The organism is Sulfitobacter sediminilitoris, assembly GCF_010667575.1.
In the GTDB taxonomy this organism is placed as follows: domain Bacteria; phylum Pseudomonadota; class Alphaproteobacteria; order Rhodobacterales; family Rhodobacteraceae; genus Sulfitobacter; species Sulfitobacter sediminilitoris.
The window spans coordinates 412195-428889 of record NZ_JAABNT010000001.1 but is presented as its reverse complement, the minus strand read 5'-3'; the positions used below and the strand labels follow the sequence as shown (position 1 = coordinate 428889).

The 16695-nt window shown below is 59.9% G+C and carries 17 protein-coding genes; 6 read left to right on the top strand and 11 right to left on the bottom strand.

Features of this window, described 5'->3' with window-relative positions; all coding sequences use genetic code 11:
- Positions 1–11: 11 nt before the first annotated feature.
- The 4 genes from glpX to GV827_RS02075 all read right to left on the bottom strand — a co-directional run bounded on the left by glpX (position 12) and on the right by GV827_RS02075 (position 3311).
- Complete coding sequence (gene glpX / locus GV827_RS02090; RefSeq protein WP_164352025.1) at positions 12–974, bottom strand: class II fructose-bisphosphatase; 963 nt, start codon at positions 972–974, stop codon at positions 12–14.
- A complete protein-coding gene (locus GV827_RS02085) occupies positions 971–1663 on the bottom strand; it encodes a ceramidase domain-containing protein (protein ID WP_164352024.1) in 693 nt (230 codons plus the stop codon). Before GV827_RS02085 ends, glpX begins: the two co-directional genes overlap by 4 nt.
- Positions 1664–2950, bottom strand: a complete 1287-nt coding sequence (locus GV827_RS02080; RefSeq protein ID WP_164352023.1) for a homoserine dehydrogenase — start codon at positions 2948–2950, stop codon at positions 1664–1666. It abuts the gene before it with no gap.
- Positions 2951–3023: 73 nt separating this feature from the next.
- Positions 3024–3311: a hypothetical protein gene (locus tag GV827_RS02075; protein ID WP_164352022.1), complete on the bottom strand. Its 288-nt coding sequence runs from the start codon at positions 3309–3311 to the stop codon at positions 3024–3026.
- 78 nt (positions 3312–3389) lie between these two features.
- Here GV827_RS02075 and GV827_RS02070 point away from each other — a divergent pair, with 78 nt between their 5' ends.
- The gene (locus tag GV827_RS02070; protein WP_164352021.1) at positions 3390–3977 is read left to right on the top strand and encodes a TetR/AcrR family transcriptional regulator; all 588 of its coding nucleotides are present in this window, start codon (positions 3390–3392) and stop codon (positions 3975–3977) included.
- A 288-nt stretch (positions 3978–4265) separates the two neighbouring features.
- On the opposite strand, the gene GV827_RS02065 is transcribed toward GV827_RS02070, so the two are convergent.
- The 4 genes from GV827_RS02065 to GV827_RS02050 all read right to left on the bottom strand — a co-directional run bounded on the left by GV827_RS02065 (position 4266) and on the right by GV827_RS02050 (position 7784).
- The gene (locus GV827_RS02065; RefSeq protein ID WP_164352020.1) at positions 4266–5009 is read right to left on the bottom strand and encodes a hypothetical protein; all 744 of its coding nucleotides are present in this window, start codon (positions 5007–5009) and stop codon (positions 4266–4268) included.
- 179 nt (positions 5010–5188) lie between these two features.
- Positions 5189–6100: a pirin family protein gene (locus tag GV827_RS02060; RefSeq protein WP_164352019.1), complete on the bottom strand. Its 912-nt coding sequence runs from the start codon at positions 6098–6100 to the stop codon at positions 5189–5191.
- 104 nt (positions 6101–6204) lie between these two features.
- The gene (gene fosX / locus GV827_RS02055; RefSeq protein ID WP_164352018.1) at positions 6205–6612 is read right to left on the bottom strand and encodes a FosX/FosE/FosI family fosfomycin resistance hydrolase; all 408 of its coding nucleotides are present in this window, start codon (positions 6610–6612) and stop codon (positions 6205–6207) included.
- Positions 6609–7784 (bottom strand): reductive dehalogenase, encoded by a 1176-nt coding sequence (locus GV827_RS02050; protein ID WP_164352017.1) that lies wholly within the window; start codon positions 7782–7784, stop codon positions 6609–6611. The genes fosX and GV827_RS02050 overlap by 4 nt, the downstream gene beginning before the upstream one ends.
- Positions 7785–7966: 182 nt before the next feature.
- Here GV827_RS02050 and GV827_RS02045 point away from each other — a divergent pair, with 182 nt between their 5' ends.
- From GV827_RS02045 to GV827_RS02035, 3 genes are all read left to right on the top strand, one after another.
- Entirely contained in the window at positions 7967–8911 is a 945-nt protein-coding gene (locus GV827_RS02045; RefSeq protein WP_164352016.1) for an NAD(P)-dependent oxidoreductase, read from the top strand.
- 70 nt (positions 8912–8981) lie between these two features.
- On the top strand, positions 8982–9281 hold the full coding sequence (locus GV827_RS02040; RefSeq protein WP_164352015.1) for a hypothetical protein: 300 nt from the start codon (positions 8982–8984) through the stop codon (positions 9279–9281).
- On the top strand, positions 9278–11110 hold the full coding sequence (locus tag GV827_RS02035; protein WP_164352014.1) for a methyl-accepting chemotaxis protein: 1833 nt from the start codon (positions 9278–9280) through the stop codon (positions 11108–11110). The genes GV827_RS02040 and GV827_RS02035 overlap by 4 nt, the downstream gene beginning before the upstream one ends.
- A 199-nt stretch (positions 11111–11309) precedes the next feature.
- On the opposite strand, the gene GV827_RS02030 is transcribed toward GV827_RS02035, so the two are convergent.
- From GV827_RS02030 to GV827_RS02020, 3 genes are read right to left on the bottom strand one after another with little or no spacing between them, the layout of a single operon-like run.
- Positions 11310–11819, bottom strand: a complete 510-nt coding sequence (locus GV827_RS02030) for a hypothetical protein (RefSeq protein WP_164352013.1) — start codon at positions 11817–11819, stop codon at positions 11310–11312.
- A gap of 10 nt (positions 11820–11829) precedes the next feature.
- A complete protein-coding gene (locus GV827_RS02025) occupies positions 11830–13203 on the bottom strand; it encodes an L-serine ammonia-lyase (RefSeq protein WP_164352012.1) in 1374 nt (457 codons plus the stop codon).
- Positions 13203–13898: a glutathione S-transferase family protein gene (locus GV827_RS02020; protein ID WP_164352011.1), complete on the bottom strand. Its 696-nt coding sequence runs from the start codon at positions 13896–13898 to the stop codon at positions 13203–13205. Before GV827_RS02020 ends, GV827_RS02025 begins: the two co-directional genes overlap by 1 nt.
- Positions 13899–14328: 430 nt before the next feature.
- Here GV827_RS02020 and rpiA point away from each other — a divergent pair, with 430 nt between their 5' ends.
- Positions 14329–15117: a ribose-5-phosphate isomerase RpiA gene (gene rpiA / locus GV827_RS02015; protein ID WP_164352010.1), complete on the top strand. Its 789-nt coding sequence runs from the start codon at positions 14329–14331 to the stop codon at positions 15115–15117.
- 11 nt (positions 15118–15128) lie between these two features.
- Positions 15129–16604, top strand: coding sequence for an FAD-dependent oxidoreductase (locus GV827_RS02010; protein WP_164352009.1), 1476 nt, complete (start codon positions 15129–15131; stop codon positions 16602–16604).
- The last annotated feature ends 91 nt before the right edge of the window (positions 16605–16695 follow it).

Sequence of the window (16695 nt, the reverse complement as noted above, 5' to 3'; positions counted from 1 at the left end):
TTTTGCGTCGATCACTCCACCGGTGTGCGGTAGTTGATCCGCCGTACGGAGCCGGTCTTGGAGCGCATGATCAGGGTTTCGGTGGTCATCCAGCCGGGTTCGCGGCGAACGCCGGGCAGGATGTTGCCGCTGGTCACGCCGGTGGCGGCAAATATGACGTCTTCGGTCACCATCTCGTCGCGGGTGTAGATGCGGTCGAAATCGGTGATGCCCGCCTTGCTGGCGCGACCGCGTTCGTCGTCGTTGCGGAACAGAAGACGCCCGTACATCTGCCCGCCCATGCATTTCAGAGCTGCGGCTGCCAACACGCCCTCGGGCGCACCACCCGCACCCATGTACATGTCGATGCCGGTATCCGGGTCCGCGCAATGCATGACGCCAGCCACGTCACCATCCGTGATCAGGCGGATCGCTGCGCCCTTGGCGCGCACCTCGGCGATCATGGCTTCGTGGCGGGGGCGTTCGAGAATACAGACGGTGATGTCAGCAGGCGCACAACCCTTCGCCTTAGCCAGCGCGTCAACACGTTCGCCGGGGGTCATGTCCAGCGTCACGACATCGGCTTCATATCCTGGCCCGATGGCCAGCTTGTCCATATACGTGTCGGGCGCATGCAGCATTGATCCGCGCGGGCCCATTGCAATGACGGTCAGGGCGTTCGGCATGTCCTTGGCGGTCAGCGTCGTCCCTTCCAGCGGATCAAGCGCGATGTCCACTCCGGGGCCATTGCCGGTGCCCACTTCTTCGCCAATAAAGAGCATCGGTGCCTCATCCCGCTCGCCTTCGCCGATCACCACGACACCGGCGATATCCAGCATGTTAAGCTGCTCGCGCATTGCGTTCACGGCAGCCTGATCGGCGGCTTTCTCATCGCCCTTGCCGACGAGTTTGGCAGAAGCGAGGGCCGCAGCCTCTGACACGCGGGCGAGGCCCAGCGAAAGCATGCGGTCTTGGAAATCGGCGGAAGCGGTCATGGGGCAGTCGTCCTTGTTATTTGTCGGATGAGCGCCTGCAGCAACAGGGCGATCATGGAGCCGTTCAGCAGATGCCAAAAGACGTGAGTACCATAGGGCCAGACATCGCAAAGGGCCATGTCAAAGGTCCGCAGGGTGAGGGAGATGAAAAAGGTCACAGTTGCGGCGGTGAACCACCAGCGGATCGGATGGGCGCGCAGGTGGGTGACGGCCGTGAAAATCAGCATGGCGATGACCGCAGGCAGGTATTGCTCCGATCCGTTGAACCGGCTTGGTTCCGGTGCGGCGGGCGCTGAGGTGTCCGGGCTATCGTTGGCAAGCCACAGCACGGTCACAAGAGCAACGGCAACAATTACGATGACGGCAATGCGCCGGGGAGGTGCGCCCCCGATGAGGGCCATGGAAATCAGGGCATAAGCTGCCACAAAGGTCCAGATCGGAACGGTGTCCGCAAAGCTTGCCCATACGGTCGCAAAGGTGTGAAACAGGAATGACCCGACCCCAATGCAGAAGGCGAGCCCGATCAACAGCCACACTGAAAAGCGCGTTATTCCGCGTTTTCGCGCCTCGAATGCGCCCCAAAGCGCGGCCAGGATGAAAGCAAGATTGGACACTGCGTTCAGCGGCTCGGACCACAACCGGCTGTCCGTGCGTTCGCAGTAGATGTCGACCGGCGCGAACCAGTCCATTCAGCCCTCTTCGATCCGCAGTGCCACGGGTGCGCCCGCCATGACGCAAGTGCTGTCCATGTTTGACAGGGCGTCCTGCAGGGCGGCATGGGTCGTCTTGTGGGTAACGATCAGGACAGGGGCCGAGCTGTCCTCGTGTTCGTACTGGCGCATGCGGTAGATGCTGACCCCGGCTTCACCCAGAACGGTGGCGATCTTGGCCAGGGCACCGGGCTTGTCGACCAGAGCCATGCGCAGATAATAGGGGGCCGGCAATTGGGATTGTGCCGCTTTCGACGTGGCAAGGCTGGTTGCGGGCTGGCCAAAGACCGGGCCGCGCACGCCACGTGCGATATCGCAAATGTCGGCCATCACCGCAGAAGCCGTCGGGCCTTCGCCTGCTCCGGCACCGCGCAGCACGATCTGGCCCACCGCATCGCCTTCGAGGACAACCATATTGGTGCCGCCGTCCAACTGACCCAGCGGCGACGTATCAGGCACAAGGCAGGGCTGCATCCGCTGTTCCAGCCCACGACCGGTTTTCTGCGCAACACCAAGCAGTTTGATCTTGTAGCCCATGTCGGCGGCGGCGCGGATGTCTTCAATGCTGACCCGTTCGATCCCCTCAAGCTGGATCCCATCGAAATCAACCTTCGATCCAAAGGCGATGGCGCTGAGGATCGCCAACTTGTGCGCCGCATCAATGCCGCCCACGTCAAGCTGTGGATCCGCCTCCAGATAGCCCAGGCCGTCAGCTTCGGCGAAGATTTCCTGATAGGTTTTGCCGGAGTTCTCCATGCGCGTCAGGATATAGTTGCACGAGCCGTTCATGACGCCCATCACGCGGGTGATCTCGTTCCCCGCCAGCCCTTCCATCAATGCCTTGATTACCGGGATGCCCCCGGCGACCGCGGCCTCGTAGCGGATGACGCGGCCTTCTGCCTCGGCCAGTTCCGCCAGCGCCTGACCGTTTATCGCCAGCATCGCCTTGTTGGCCGTTACGACATCCTTGCCCGCTTTCAGGGCGGCTTCGGTCGCCGCCTTTGCGGGGCCGTCTTCGCCGCCCATCAACTCGACAAAAACATCCACATCGTCGCGCGTGGCCAGCGCAATCGGATCGTCCTCCCAGCCATAGTCTGACAGGGATACGCCGCGGTCGCGCCCTTTCGAGCGAGCCGAGACGGCAGAAATGATGATCTTGCGCCCTGTCCGGGCTTCCAAGAGCGCGGCCTGTTGGCGGATGATGCGGACGACACCGACACCCACTGTGCCCAAGCCAGCGATACCAAGGCGAAGGGGATCAGACATGGGAGGCTCCTTTGCGTCACGCGTTTGAGCCGCGATGTAGCGGGTTCCGCGCCCCCATGCAACGCGGCTTTGGCTATCTCAGCCCTTCTTCAAGACGCTTCTTTTCCGCCGCACTCAGTACGCCGCCCCGCAGCCGGTCGGCGCGCGCGCGCAAACCCGCAAGGCGTGCATCCATATTGGTCTGTTCAGCGATGGGGTCGGGGCCGGATTGATCGACCCCGGCAATGATCGGTTCAATGGGCACAAGCCCTGGGTATTCAGCTGCCTCAAGCGCTGCTGTCTGGGTGAAATCCAACTCCGGAAACTGCGTGCAGCCTGCGCAAAGGGCAGTAAGACAGAGAGTGGCCAACGTGCGTTTCATGGGACATTCCTGCACCAGCACAGGGCATCGCGCAAGCGGGCATTGCTTTTGAACGGGTGTTCATTAATCATGCTTTTCATGGCACGGACGACGGGTTCACACGCCGGGATCACCGGCCCACGGGTGCGGCAGGCGGCGCTGCGCCTGTTTGCGCAAAAAGGCTATGCGGCGGTGTCGATGCGTGCGATTGCAGCCGAGGTCGGTGTGCAGGCGGGCGCGCTGTACAACTACACACCGGACAAGGAGTCGCTGCTGTTCGATCTGATGCGCGTTCATCTGGAAGAACTGCTGGCGCAGGCAGATTTCGGTGCGGAAGCGGACCCCCTGACGCGGTTGCGGCAATTCGTTGAGTTTCACATTCGCTTTCACGCCGATCGGCCTGACGAGGTTTTCATCGCCTATATGGAGTTGCGGAACCTCAGCCCTGAAAATTTCGCACAGATCGAAGCGCTGCGACGGCGCTACGAAGACAGGCTTGAGACGATCTTGCGGGATGGCGCCAAGCAAGGCGTCTTTGCCATTGAGGACACCAAGATCATGACGCTTGCGATTATCGCGATGCTGACAGGCGTGAATACCTGGTTCCGGTCAGGCGGGCGGCTATCCTTGGATCAGGTGGTCGCGCAATATTGGGACATGGTGCGCCGCGCCGTGGGGGCCGAATAGCGCCAGCACCCGCGCGCGAGGGGCGCGCGGCGGTGTGTCCCTGTCATGTCTGTTAGGGTGGCCGTTTAAAAAAGGGCGGCGCCGCCAAGGCTCGGAGATAAGAGACAGGTTTCCCTGCACGTCTGAACGGTTCAGCTATGGCCCCTTGCGGGGCCTCACTTTCCGATAGGTGCCGGTGGCGTTGTCATGCCCCGGCGGTGTCGCGACGATCCGGGTTTTATGAAATGCCGGTTGAGGTTTGGTAAGGGTGCCGTTCTGGCAACCGGGAACTTCGCAACGGATGTGATCCTAGTACAGCCCGCGCCGCAGGATCTGACGCATCGGATCGGACACCCGGAACGATGGCTGATTGTTCCCGGTCCGGCCCAGTGAAACCGATACGCCCACCCGGATCGTGGTGTCCGCATCAGCCCCGTTGCGTCCGTTCATCCAGTCTCGCGAGGCTTTGGCGAAAAGCGCCGCAGGGCTGTCGCCAAGCCGGGTCTGCACGCCGAACGTCACCTCATGCGCGGTTGCGTTGAAGGTCTGTTCATCAAAACTCGCGATATCGTAATGGCCATAGAATTGGGTTTGTTTGGTGGCCTGCCAGTGCAACCCGCCGCCAGCACTGATCCAATCGAGATCATTGTCCGCAGACAATCCGATGCCTGCCCGCATCTCGACGTTCCAGTCGGGTGCAATTTCGAACATCCCTGCTGCCCCTATTTGACCGTAGGTGGAGGAGGCATCGTTCTTGTCCGCAAGCATCAGCGAAAGGCCGTACTTCTGCCCTTCTCGCGGGGTCATGTAGATCACTGTCCCAAGGCGTCCGATGCCGCCATTGCTGCGCTCTTCGTATTGCAGATCGAACTGTGCACCGTGGTGATCGGTGATCGCCACATCGACGGTGCCGGAAACGAAGCCCCCCTCGATCATCTGGTTCGAATAGCCCAGACGCAAATCTGCGCCGATAATGCCGAGATCTGTGTCAGCAATCGCGGGTAATGCGCCCATAAACATGAGGGCGGCGGCCTGAAGGGGCATTTTGTACATGGTAGACTTTCCTTTGCAGTGTCGTCATCAAACCGGCCCCCGACGGTTGTTGGGACAGAGGATGACGGATCGCTGCTTTTTAGGAAAGTTTCAACTTAACAGATGGTTAAGTGGTGAATTGGTTAACGATGAGGCTGAAGAATATGGCGTGGGAAAAAATCCCTCCCACGCCACCGGACTTAATGCGCAGGCTTGATGAACGTACCGTTTCGCAGCTCCGCAAAGGCCTGCTCCAACTCGGCGCGGGTGTTCATCACGATGGGGCCGTGCCATGCCACAGGCTCTTCTATGGGCGCACCGGAGATCAGCAAAAAGCGGATGCCTTCGGGTCCTGCCTGAACGGTGACTTCATCGCCGGTGCCAAAGCGGATCAGCGTGCGATCACCTGAAAGGTCGCGGATATTGACCTCTTCGCCCGCCACTTCTTTTTCCAGCAGCACCCCCGTGGGGGCAGAGGCATCGGCGAAGGCACCGGCGCCCTGGAAAACATACGCAAAGGCGCGCCGATAGGTGTCGATCCGAAAGGTCTTTTTCACCCCTGCAGGGATCGAGATATCAAGGTATTGCGGGTCCGCCGCGATGCCATCCACCGGGCCGGTTTTCCCCCAGAACTCACCGGTGATCACGCGCACCTTGGTGCCGTCATCGTCAATGACTTCGGGAATGTCCTTGGCGGTAACGTCCTGATAGCGCGGTGCCGTCATTTTCTGATCCGACGGCAGGTTGCCCCAAAGCTGGAAGCCGTGCATCTGGCCGCGCGCGTTGCCCTGCGGCATCTCCTGATGCAGGATGCCGCGCCCTGCGGTCATCCATTGCACATCGCCTGCGCCTAGTGTGCCGGTGTTGCCCAGCGAATCCGCATGCTCGACAGTGCCTTCCAGCACATACGTGATCGTCTCAATCCCCCGATGTGGATGCCAGGGAAAGCCTTTCTCAAAATCCTGTGGCCGCTCGTTGCGAAAATCATCGAACAGCAGGAAAGGATCCAATTCGCTGGGGTCCTGAAAACCAAAGGCGCGGTGAAGTTTTACGCCCGCACCTTCAAGCGTCGGGATGGCGCGGCGGGTTTCCAAAGTGGGTCTGAGGGACATGACACGTCTCCTTGCGTTGCGTTACAGCTTAAATAGGAGGTCGTGAGGGAATGACCAATCCGGCGCGGCCTCAGGGGCTCTGTGCATCTGTGCACAATGCGCATTCAACGTGGTTTTGCATAGCGCTCAAGGCGTTCCGCCAAGGTACCGCTGTGCAGTTCAAACATATGGTTGTCATAGTCATAGAAGTAGATCGAATGGCCTTCCCCAGCGACGCGCGATCGCCCTTCGCGAATTTCCAGTCCCAGCGCCTTGATGCGCGCCAGTCGGTCGTCATACTCGTCTGGGCCCATCTTGAAAGCAACATGATTGTATGTCCGTGTGGGCAGGGGATCGCCCTGCATGGTGGCGACCCAGACCCCGCCGATATCAAAAAACCGCTCTTTGGAGAGCGAGAACGTGTCATCGCCACTGTCGTAGATTTTGCGGGCGTCCAGAACGGAGGTGAGAATTTCTTCCATCTTATCAAGGTGCCGCATGATGAAAGTCATGTGACTGAGGCCCTGTGTCACGTGGAGGCCTTCCACCAATCGGCTGGCTTTTTGCGCCCGCCGCGCTTGCGGTCAAGCCAAAGCGCCAGCTTGCGCCACGGGGACAGGGCGAGCCTGAGCCAGAGCCGGTGATGCCATTTTGCGAAGTCCCGGTTGAAGGGGCAGACCCGCATGCAGATGGCGCAGTCCGACGACAGCTTGACCCAGAAGCTAAAGCATTTCTCCGCGTCGGATGTCCATTTTCGTACGCCCTTGATGGCTGAGACATTCGCGCCGCCAACCTCTGGGGGGCCATAGGGCAGCGCTTTGACGGGGCAGGCGTCCGCGCACTTGGTGCAGATGTCGCAAAAGGCGCGGACGCCCATCTGCTGTGGTAGGTCATGGGTCAATGGCAGGTTGGTAAAGATCTTTGAAAATCGCAGGCGCGGCCCGAATTCGGGCGTGATCACCATTTGGTTGCGGGCGTATTCGCCCAGCCCGGCCTTGACGGCATAGGGGATCACAAGGCCTGTGTCATTCATACTGGCTGTCGCTTCATAGCCCAGATTCCGGATATACGCCGCCATTTGCATGACGATGGCCGCTTCGTGGCTGTATTCGCGCCCCGTCGCCGCCCCGGCCAGTGCCGAAGGGTAGGTGGCAACAAGGTCTTCTTCCATCTGGTGGCCCATGACAATGACCGACGTCATCCCCTCTGGCAGATCATTGGGCGTTTCGGAAAAATCGCGCGTATCGACACGACTGGCATAGAGCCAGCGGTCGTCCATCTCTGTGATGCCGCAAAGGTCCGCACCGAAGAAATTCGCGATGCGTTTGATCTCTTCCGCCATGCGCGTAGGGTCTTCTACGGCCTGCTGCATCGGCGCGACCGGCGTGTCGTTCCGGATCGCAGCTTGAAAGCCCTCGCGCTCTCCGCTCTCGCTGCCTCGGTCCGAAATCAGGTCGGAAATCAACCAGCTCGCATTCCGAAGCGCAAAGTCGCGTTGGGTAAAGCCGTCGCCCCGACGTGGAGTGGCTTCCATTCGGTAGGAAGCAAAGAAAGCGTCGGTTTTGCGCGACCGGATGCGATCGTCCCAGAAAGCGCGGGTGAAGATGTCATTGCGCTGGGCAAAGCGTTCGAAATCAGATGTGACTTCGATGCCTGCGGCGGCGTCGGTTGGGCGATCGGGCGGGCGATTGGAAGGATAAGTCATTTATTGAATGTTGATCGCCGGTCCCGCGTTTTGTCAAAGGATATGCGCGTGGTTCCAGAATTTTGAAAAAAAAGGGTAGGATCCTGCAAGAAATTTGTCTGGGCAAAAGCCGAGGTCGTGTTTGGGCGCGACAGGTCGTTGGTGGACCTTGCTGATGGCACAAAGACGCGAGGGAGAGCAGAATGAAAGTTGGGTTTATCGGTCTGGGCAATGTCGGCGGCAAGCTGGCGGGGTCGCTGTTGCGGAATGGCACGGATTTGGCGGTCTTTGATCTGAACGCTGATTTTGTTGCCGATTTTGCATCGCGCGGGGCGCGTGCAGGGGTGTCAGCGGCTGATCTGATGCAGACCTGCGATGCTGTAATCACCTGCCTGCCCAGCCCCGCCGCCTGCGCGGCCGTGGTGGCCGAAATGCTGCCCCATGTGGGACCGGGGAAGATCTGGATGGAGATGTCCACCACGGATGCCGGGCAGATCAAAGACCATGCCGAAGCGGTCATTGCACAGGGTGGAGAGGCGGTGGATTGTCCTGTTTCAGGCGGGTGTCACCGGGCGGATACGGGCAACATCTCGATCTACGCAGGTTGCACGCGGGACACCTTCGACAAGGTGCTGCCAATCCTGACCCACATGGGGCGGCGCATTCTTCACGTGGGTGATGTGGGCACGTCGAGCACCTTGAAAGTCATGACCAACTATCTGGCAACCATCAACCTTTTGTCTCTGTGTGAAGCACTTACCGTCATGAAGGCGGCGGGAATGGACCTTGGCGTGACCTATGAGGCAATCGCGGCGTCTTCGGGCAATTCGTTCGTTCACGAGACAGAGAGCCAGCTGATCCTGTCGGGATCGCGGGATGTGAACTTCACGCTTGATCTGGTCCAAAAGGACGTTGGTCTGTTTCAGAAACTGGCTGATGATAACGGTGTTCCGCTTGAGCTGTCGCCGCTTATGATCGACATGCTGACGGATGGTCAGCGTCGCTTTGGTGAACGGGCCCAGTCGGACCGAATGATCGAACGGCTGGAACAGGCAACAGGTCTGAGCATCACGGCACCGGGATTTCCGACAGAACTTGTGGATGATGAGCCAGAAGAGCGCGGATACGAAGTGGAGGTGCGCCGCTGACGGTGGCAACACGTTAGACGAATGTTAGGGATTGGTCCGTTAAGCAGCACTCTGCAAACGGAGTTTTGTAATGACCATCACAATTCATTTGGCCGCATGTGCCGCCGTCGGCCTTTCGGCCCCAATTCTCAGTCTGGCCAGCAGCAGGCCGGTTCCGGGCGATGTTGCCCTTGTCATTGCGCCGCCCTGGATCGCCAGAGAAGCGATAGTTGCAGCGGCAGGAGGCCACCCTGTTGGTCCGTCGTCCATGCCATTGGGGCTGCTCGCACAATCCGACAGTCCGGACTTTGCCGATAACCTGCGCAGCGCAGGTGCCTGGTTTGTCGCTGATGGGCGTCCGGTGGCGCTGTTGTGCGGGGTGTCAACATGACCGATCAATTGACAGATACGCGGGCCACGCAACAGGTACAGGCAGCGCATCAACTGGTTTACGGAAGTGTTGCCCTGATCCCTTTCACGCTGTTGGCAGCATGGATCGCAGACAACAGCGTGCTTATTATGGGTGGTGCTGCGGTGCTTTTTGCCGCCGTTGGCTTTTGGGGGGCAAGACTGCGGGCGGTTGCGGGCCGCATCTATGTTGGCATGGGCCTTATCGGTCAGGCGATCTGTATCACCGCGGCCTTGTCCGATCATGCTTGGCAAATTGACAGCCACATGCTTTTTTTCGCGCTTCTGGCGGTTTGTATCTATTTGTCTGAGCCGATCGTAATTCTTGCCATGGCGGGGATGATTGCTGTGCATCACCTTGGTCTGTCGGTGCTGATGCCCCAGCTTGCTTATCCGTCGTCGGACACTTTGGCCAATCTTGAGCGCACGGCGCTGCATGGCGTCATTGTGGTTATTGAGGCTGCGGTGCTCTGGTCTGCTTTGCGCAGACAGATTGCAGCGGAAGAAGATGTTGCCAAGATCGGAGCCCAGGCGCTTGCCTCGGCAGATGAGGCACGGACAGCCCTTGCGAATACGGAAACAGCCCAGGCCCGCGTGAAATCAGCCCTGCGTGAAGCGGAGGATGCGAAAACAACTGCCGAAGCCGCGCGCAAGGAGGCGGAGTCCGAGACAGAGAAAGCGCGTGCCGCCGACCGCCATGCCCGCGAGCTTGAGCAGGTCGAACGGGACCGCAAAGCAAAGGACGAAGCCGAGATCACGATGGTCGTGTCGGCCTTGGGTGCCGCACTTCACCATCTGTCCCAAGGGCGGCTGACAAGCAAGATCGATGACGCCTTCCCCACAAAATATGAGGATCTGCGTCGAGACTTCAATTTGGCTAGCGAGGCGCTTCAGGCGGCCATGATCCTGGTCAAGGATCGCGCCGGGACCATCATCAGTGACGTGTTCGCGATTGAACAGGCTGCGGACAATCTGGCGCGCCGCACCGAAGCGCAGGCCGCGACACTGGAGGAAACGACTGCAGCAATCTCGCAGATATCGGAGCATTCCCGCACCACGTCGGTAAACGCGCAGGAAGCCAGCCGCTCGGTCGGCGATGCCAAGGAAAAAGCGGCCGTATCCGAGCGCGTGGTACAAAACGCCATCGGCAAGATGCACAAGATCGAAGAATCATCAGGTGAGATCAGCAAGATCGTGCGGCTGATCGAGGATATCGCGTTCCAGACCAATCTGTTGGCGCTGAACGCAGGCGTTGAAGCAGCCAGGGCAGGAGAAGCGGGGCGCGGCTTTTCTGTTGTGGCCTCTGAGGTGCGCGCGCTTGCCTTGCGATCCTCAGAGGCGGCCAAGGAGATTGCCGATCTGATCGCTACCAGCAGGGACCAGGTGACAGATGGCGTTCGATTGGTCCGCGAGACCGGTGCGGCGCTTGACGGAATCGTTGCAGCGGTTGAGGAAATTTCGGGCCATGTGACCGTGATCGACAGCTCATCCAAGGAACAGTCCCTTGGAATCGCCGAATCGAGCGAGGCGATGAAGCATCTTGAAGGGGTCACCCAGCAAAACGCCGCCATGTTTGAGGAAACAAATTCCGTTACCCAATCTCTGGCGCAGCAGGCCCAGCATCTTGCCACGGCCATTGGCAGTTTTGAGATTGGAAGTGGTGACGATACACCGGTACATCGGCGCACGCCTCCTGCATCCGGATCAAAGGCCACCAAGGCAGAAGTGGCAATGCCTGTCGTCGGTAATACGGCGCTGGCGCTTGAGGCCCCTCAGGCTGACCCGGCGATCTCAGATTGGGAGAATTTCTAGATCTCGAATTCGGAGGATTGGTTGCAGCATGGCGTCTCGACCTCAAACCGTTCAACGGCGCGCGCGTGGGTTCTGAAAGCTTTGCACGCCGTTTGATCTTGGACTGGGCTTCTGATCATAAGGCGGTGAGGATCGCCTGAGATCACCCAACCAACGGTGAACTCAACTGCTGTGCAAGAGAGCCGCGTTTGCTTTGTCGTCAAAGAAGGCGGATGGCCTCAAGTGTGCACAGCACTGCAAAGGAGACTGCGGTGGCGGCCAATGCCCGGATAAAACGACCGCGCTTTTTTTCGCGCAGGCGGGAGACCTTGAGAACTTCATAGCACATCTCGTTGTGCCAATCGGTATCCAGAGTGGCGGCGCGCAGGGCGCTGACATCTTCGAAGCGCGGAGTTTCAACATACATCAAACGCCGTGGTTCAGCATCGCCCGCGTGGATTTTTGGCGCGAGTTTGCGCGATGGATAAAGGACGGCACCGAACAGAAAAAGCGGGGCCATGACGATGCCCCAGAAGATCACAAGCGCGACAAGCGAGCCGTCAGCCGAACGGGGAAAGCCTTGGCTGACATTTGCCACGATATTGAGCGCGAAGGTGTATCCGATCCCGACGATCTGCGCTTTGGTATCATAGCCGCGCACGGTTGCCTGCGCTTCGTTCAGTGTCAGTTCGAGAAAGCGCAGGGCGTCGCCGGTGGCAGGATTGGTCATAAGCCTTCGCTTAACAATTGGGGACGTTGACAGCGAGGCCGCCGAGAGAGGTTTCCTTGTATTTCTCGGACATGTCCTCACCTGTTTGCCGCATGGTTTCGATGCAGGCGTCAAGCGGAACAAGGTGCGTGCCATCGCCGCGCAGGGCGAGCGAGGCCGCTGACACGGCCTTGATGGCACCAAGACCGTTGCGTTCGATACAAGGCACCTGGACCAATCCCTTGACCGGATCGCAGGTCATGCCCAGATGATGCTCAAGCGCGATTTCGGCTGCATTTTCAACCTGTTCCGGCGTGCCGCCCATCACCGCGCAAAGACCCGCAGCCGACATCGCCGCAGCCGAGCCGACTTCGGCCTGACAGCCTGCTTCGGCACCTGAGATAGAGGCGTTGAATTTGACCAACCCGCCGATAGCAGCGGCCGTCAGCAGGAAATCCTCTATATGTGTCTCTGACGCGCCGGGCACGTGATCCAGGTAATAGCGCAGGGTGGCCGGCAAAACGCCTGCCGCGCCATTGGTCGGGGCGGTAACGACCTGACCGCCAGCGGCGTTTTCTTCGTTCACGGCCATGGCATAGACGCTCATCCAGTCATTGATCGTGTGCGGGGCCGAGATGTTGAGGCCACGTTCGGCCAGCAGCGCGTCGTGAATGCCTTTTGCCCGGCGTTTGACGTTCAATCCCCCCGGCAGGACACCTTCGGCGGCGAGACCGCGATTGATGCAATCGTTCATCACCTGCCACAGACGTTTTGTGCCGTTGCGCAAACGGATCTCGCCATTGCGCGACACCTCATTGGCGCGCTTCATGCCAGCGATAGACTTGCCAGAGGAATTTGCCATTTGCAGCATCTCGGCAGCGGTCTTGAACGGGAAGGGCACCGGCGCGCCCTCATCCGTGTCCTTGCCAGCGGCCAGCTCGGCCTCTGTAATCACGAAACCGCCGCCGATGGAGTAGTAGGTTTCGCGCAAAGTGATGTCGCCCTGCGCGTCCGTGGCCATCAGCTGCATGCCATTGGCGTGCCCTTCAAGCTTGTGTTCATAGTCAAAGATCAGGTCGGTCTTGGGGTTGAAGGCGAGCGGCGCAAGCCCCTCTACTGTGATCTGATGCGTCTCGTTTATCGCGTTGAGTGTCGCCTCTGCTTTGTCAGCGTCGTAGTCTTCTGGCGTGAGCCCGGCGAGGCCGAGGATCGTGGCGCGGTCCGTGGCATGTCCCACACCGGTGAAGGCAAGCGAACCATGAAGCGAGGCGCGCAGGCCAGAGAAGTGAAAGGGCGAGGCGCGCATGAGATCGAGGAAGCGTGCGGCAGCAACCATCGGACCCATGGTGTGCGATGAGGAGGGGCCGATGCCCACTTTGAACATTTCGAAGACGGAAAGAAACATCAGGTGGCACTGCCTTCTGGCGGGGTGGGATAGCGTGGTGCGGTAAAGGGCGTATCGCCCAGACCTTCAGCACTTTGCAAGGCGGCAGTACAAGGCAGCGTCTCAACATCGGCGCAGATGTGCTCAAGCGCGGGGTAGGCGCGCAGGGTGAACCAGCTTCGGTCGGCCTCAACAGGGTAGAGGGCGCACCAGCGCAGCAATGCGCAGAGATAGAAGTCGAGGACGGAAGCTTCAGTCCCGCCCAGCCATTTGGGGTTATTTGCGGCGATGCTGTCGAGGATCGCAAAGCTGCGGGCAATCTGGCCGGTCAGGCCGTCGCGCAGGGCATCCGCATGGTCTGGTGTCGTGTATTTCTGGGGGTAGAACAGCAGCCGCAGCATGGCGTGGGGCGTGTTTGACAGATAAAAAAGCCACTTGAGGAAATCGCCCCGGTCGGTGTCATCAGGCCCGGGGCCAAGGTTTCCATGGGTATCGGCCAGCCAGAGCAGAATTGCGCCGGTCTCGAACAGCGGGCCTTGCGGGGTTTCCAGCACCGGGATCAGGCCATTCGGATTGAGGGTAAGATAGGCCGCGCTTTCCTGCGCGCGGGCGGCGCGGTCTACCAGTTGGGTACGGTAGGGCAGACCGCGGTGCTCAAGCGCGAGGCGGATGATCAGGGAGGCGTTGTCAGGCGCATAGTGCAACACATAGGTCATGAATGTGGTGATAGTTCCTGTGTCTGTCTCGCGGACGCGTGAAAACGACCTGTTTGGGGTGTTTTCGGGCGTGGCTCATCGGCCGACGCCTCTTCGCCCTTGATTGCAAGGACAGGCAGGCCGGACGCCTCGGGGCCATCGTTTCCGGGCTGCGGGTCTCACCCTCCCAGAGAGGATGGAGCCGCCCTTGCCTGATCCCTGCCTGCCTTACCGCCCCGTCGCCCTCAAGAGAAATAGCCGTCTCCCGCAAGGGCGGGTCCCTCGGCGATTTCTCTGGATGCCGCCGTGCCAGCAAGGCCGTCTGTGCTCAGGCAAGGGCGGCTCCATCCCAGAGAGGTCGGGGGTGCGCGAAAAAAGACACGTGGCACCCTCGCACCTAATGGGGAATCTCCCTATAACGCCTGAAAACCATCTGCATCGGAGTTGCCACATGGCTGGAGAGCTGTCCCCCATCGACAAGGCAAAATTCGTCGCCGCCAAGCGCGCGGCGCAATACGTGGAAGACGGGATGCGCGTGGGGCTTGGCACCGGGTCGACCGCAGCCTGGCTGGTGCGGTGTCTGGGCGAGATGGTGCGCGATGACGGCTTGCGCATCAAGGGGGTGCCGACCTCAAGTCGGACGGCGGCACTGGCGCGTGAGGTCGGGATCGAAGTGATTTCGCTGGATGAGGCCAAGTGGCTGGACCTGACCATTGACGGGGCGGATGAGTTTGATGGCGATCTTAATCTGATCAAGGGTGGCGGCGGCGCATTGTTGCAGGAAAAGATCGTGGCCACGGCGTCGGACCAGATGGTGGTGATTGCGGATGTGGGCAAGGAGGTGGAGACGCTGGGCGCGTTCCCCTTGCCGATTGAGGTGATCCCGTTTGGGTGGCAAACCACGCAGGCGCTGGTTGAGGAAACCTTGATCAGCATGGATGTGCTGGGCCGAACCTCCACGTTGCGGATGAACGGGGAGGTGCCCTTTGTCACCGACGAAGGGAACCATATTCTGGATCTGCACCTCAATCGGATCGGCAATGCACGCCAGCTGGCGTTGGTCATCAATCAGATGCCAGGCGTGGTGGAAAACGGGCTGTTCATCGATATCTGTGACGCAGTTGTGATCGGCTATGGGGATGGCCGCGTCGAGGTGCGGGACATAAATGAGGGCACGGTCGCCACAGAGCGGCTGGATTTCGTGGAGACAGACAACCTGTTTTCCGACCTCAGCGACTAAGGAATATCAGCATGGCGGATGAATTTGACTACGACCTCTTTGTGATCGGAGGGGGTTCCGGCGGGGTTCGTGCGGCCCGCGTGGCAGCAGGAGAGCATGGGGCCAAGGTGGCGCTGGCCGAGGATGACCGCTATGGCGGGACATGCGTGATCCGGGGCTGTGTGCCGAAAAAGCTGATGGTGTTCGCCTCGGAGTATTCCAGCGTACCGGAAGAGGCCGCGGCCTACGGCTGGGATCTGAAGGCGGGGCCGTTTGACTGGCACAGGTTCCGTTCGCGGCTCAACGATGAGTTGGACCGGCTTGAGGGGGTCTACAAGAAGCTACTGGATGGGTCGGGTGTGGACCGGTTCGATCAGCGTGCTGTTTTGAAGGACGCGCATACGGTCGAATTGGCCGATGGCACGACAAAGACGGCCAAGCATATCCTTGTGGCCACGGGCGGGCGTCCGGTGCGGCCTGACTTGCCCAATGCCGATCTGGGGATCGTATCGGACGATATCTTTCATCTCGCGCAGCTGCCCAAGTCTATCCTGATCATCGGCGGCGGCTATATCGCCTGCGAGTTCGCCTGTATCTTCAACGGGCTGGGTGTCGAGGTGACGCAGTACTACCGCGGTGCGCAGATCCTGCGGGGCTTTGATGAAGAAGCGCGCGGACTGGTGGCGGAAAGCATGCGCGACAACGGCATCGATCTGCACGTGGGCAGCAATATTGTTGAGATGACGCTGGCTTCGGAGCGCGAGGACGGGCCGCAGCCCACCGCGTCGGATGCGGCGATGGGTGCTTCGGTGCAACAGGCCGAAGTGTTGCGTGAGCAAGGCAAGGGGGCTTCTGCCGGCCAGTCGGGGCCGATCTGGGTGAAATCCACCAATGGCGGCGAAAAGGTCTTTGACATGGTATTGTTCGCCACGGGGCGCGATCCATCCACCAAGGACATGGGGCTGGAAGATATCGGGGTGCAGCTGGGCCGCCGTGGTGAAATCAAGGTGAATGACTACAGCCAGACAGACGTGCCGTCTGTCTATGCCATTGGCGATGTGACGGACCGGGTGAACCTCACGCCAGTGGCGATCCGAGAGGGCATGGCTTTTGTCGAGACTGTTTTCGGGGGCAATCCGACACCTGTCGATCACGAGCTGATCCCAAGCGCGATTTTCACCCAGCCTGAGATGGGCACCGTGGGGATGAGCGAGGAAGATGCGCGGGATCAGGAAGAGGTCGAGATTTACTGCACTTCCTTCAAACCGATGCAGACGGCCTTTGCCGGCAAGTCCAACCGCGTGTTGATGAAGCTCGTGGTATCCAAGGAGACACGCGTGGTGCTGGGTTGTCATATCGTCGCACCGCACGCGGGTGAGTTGATCCAGATGGCAGGGATTGCGGTGAAGAACAAACTGACTAAGGAACAATTCGATGCGACATGCGCGGTGCACCCAACCATGTCGGAAGAGTTGGTGACCATGCGCAATCCGATGCGTACTGCTTGAATTTGGTGGTTTTGCACACACATCACAAGCATCAACAACGATGACGGAAAAAACGTTGGCCGCAATATAGCGGCGCAAGAAGGGAATAGGA

Excerpts from the sequence above, each read along its gene's own strand:
- GV827_RS02025 (WP_164352012.1), bottom strand. The coding sequence starts at position 13,203 with ATGTTTCTTTCCGTCTTCGAAATGTTCAAAGTGGGCATCGGCCCCTCC.
- GV827_RS02020 (WP_164352011.1), bottom strand. The coding sequence starts at position 13,898 with ATGACCTATGTGTTGCACTATGCGCCTGACAACGCCTCCCTGATCATC.
- GV827_RS02050 (WP_164352017.1), bottom strand. The coding sequence starts at position 7,784 with ATGACTTATCCTTCCAATCGCCCGCCCGATCGCCCAACCGACGCCGCC.
- rpiA (WP_164352010.1), top strand. The coding sequence starts at position 14,329 with ATGGCTGGAGAGCTGTCCCCCATCGACAAGGCAAAATTCGTCGCCGCC.
- GV827_RS02070 (WP_164352021.1), top strand. The coding sequence starts at position 3,390 with ATGGCACGGACGACGGGTTCACACGCCGGGATCACCGGCCCACGGGTG.
- GV827_RS02035 (WP_164352014.1), top strand. The coding sequence starts at position 9,278 with ATGACCGATCAATTGACAGATACGCGGGCCACGCAACAGGTACAGGCA.
- glpX (WP_164352025.1), bottom strand. The coding sequence starts at position 974 with ATGACCGCTTCCGCCGATTTCCAAGACCGCATGCTTTCGCTGGGCCTC.
- GV827_RS02010 (WP_164352009.1), top strand. The coding sequence starts at position 15,129 with ATGGCGGATGAATTTGACTACGACCTCTTTGTGATCGGAGGGGGTTCC.
- GV827_RS02080 (WP_164352023.1), bottom strand. The coding sequence starts at position 2,950 with ATGTCTGATCCCCTTCGCCTTGGTATCGCTGGCTTGGGCACAGTGGGT.
- GV827_RS02040 (WP_164352015.1), top strand. The coding sequence starts at position 8,982 with ATGACCATCACAATTCATTTGGCCGCATGTGCCGCCGTCGGCCTTTCG.
- GV827_RS02060 (WP_164352019.1), bottom strand. The coding sequence starts at position 6,100 with ATGTCCCTCAGACCCACTTTGGAAACCCGCCGCGCCATCCCGACGCTT.
- GV827_RS02065 (WP_164352020.1), bottom strand. The coding sequence starts at position 5,009 with ATGTACAAAATGCCCCTTCAGGCCGCCGCCCTCATGTTTATGGGCGCA.
- GV827_RS02085 (WP_164352024.1), bottom strand. The coding sequence starts at position 1,663 with ATGGACTGGTTCGCGCCGGTCGACATCTACTGCGAACGCACGGACAGC.
- GV827_RS02075 (WP_164352022.1), bottom strand. The coding sequence starts at position 3,311 with ATGAAACGCACGTTGGCCACTCTCTGTCTTACTGCCCTTTGCGCAGGC.
- GV827_RS02045 (WP_164352016.1), top strand. The coding sequence starts at position 7,967 with ATGAAAGTTGGGTTTATCGGTCTGGGCAATGTCGGCGGCAAGCTGGCG.
- GV827_RS02030 (WP_164352013.1), bottom strand. The coding sequence starts at position 11,819 with ATGACCAATCCTGCCACCGGCGACGCCCTGCGCTTTCTCGAACTGACA.